The 1,380-nt window shown below is 58.8% G+C and carries 1 protein-coding gene; it reads left to right on the top strand.

Going from position 1 to position 1,380, the window contains the following annotated elements; translation table 11 throughout:
* A partial coding sequence (locus tag BMZ56_RS25335) for a nucleotide sugar dehydrogenase (protein WP_090632647.1) occupies nt 1-1,380 on the top strand: 1,380 nt, incomplete at its 5' end.

Genomic DNA, 1,380 nt, shown 5'->3' with positions numbered 1-1,380 from the left:
ATGGAAGTAAAGAATATCTGTTGCATCGGAGCGGGCTACGTGGGAGGTCCGACGATGTCGGTCATCGCCCAGCAATGTCCCCACATTACGGTTACCATCGTGGATATCAACGCCGAGCGCATCGCCGCCTGGAACGATTCGGATCTTTCCCGGCTGCCGGTGTACGAACCGGGGCTTGCCGAAGTGGTTGCCGAAGCCCGCGGGCGCAACCTGTTCTTTTCGACGGATGTGGATGGGGCCATTGCCGGGGCCGACATGGTGTTCATCTCGGTAAACACCCCCACCAAGACCTACGGCAAGGGCAAGGGAATGGCGGCCGACCTGAAATACATCGAGCTGTGTGCACGCCAGATTGCCGCAGCGGCCACTTCCGATAAGATCATTGTCGAGAAGTCGACCCTGCCCGTGCGCACGGCCGAGGCACTCAAAAGTATCCTGCACAATACCGGCAACGGCGTGAGTTTCCATATCCTCTCCAATCCGGAGTTCCTGGCAGAGGGAACGGCCATCCAGGACCTGCACCGTCCCGACCGGGTGCTCATCGGCGGGGAAAATGCGGAAGCCGTGCAGGCACTGGTGGATATATACGCCACGTGGGTACCCCGCGAACGCGTACTGACCACCAACCTCTGGTCGTCCGAACTGTCCAAACTGACGGCCAACGCCTTCCTTGCCCAGCGTGTATCGTCCATCAACGCCATCTCCGAGCTGTGTGAACGGACGGGAGCCAATGTGGACGAAGTGGCGCGGGCCATCGGCACCGACAGCCGCATCGGCCCCAAGTTCCTCAAGGCGTCCGTGGGCTTCGGGGGATCCTGTTTCCAGAAGGATATCCTCAACCTGGTGTACATCGCCCGCAGCTACGGGCTGGAGGAGGTGGCCCATTACTGGGAGCAGGTCATCTCCATGAATGATCACCAGAAACAGCGGTTTGCCGACAACATCGTGCAAACCCTATACAATACCGTGTCGGGAAAGAAAATCGCGTTCCTGGGATGGGCCTTCAAGAAGGACACCAACGATACCCGCGAATCGGCGGCCATCTACGTAGCCGATGCATTGCTCAATGAAGAGGCAAATATCATCGTGTACGACCCCAAGGTGTCCGCCGAACAGGTCTATGCAGACCTGGACTACCTCGGCACGCGTGCCCCGAAAGAAAACCGCAGGCTGGTCTCCGTGGTGGACGATCCCTACGATGCCGCCGAAAGGGCCCACGCTATCGCTGTGCTCACCGAGTGGGATGAGTTCAGAGATTACGACTGGCAACGCATCAAAGACCACATGATGAAACCCGCTTTCGTGTTCGATGGCAGGAAGCTGCTCGCTGACAACCGGCTGGCCGACCTGGGATTCACCTATTACGCGATCGGGGAATAG

The sequence above is a fragment of the Parapedobacter indicus genome (assembly GCF_900113765.1).
GTDB lineage: Bacteria > Bacteroidota > Bacteroidia > Sphingobacteriales > Sphingobacteriaceae > Parapedobacter > Parapedobacter indicus.
This window is presented reverse-complemented; position numbering and strand designations above follow the sequence as displayed.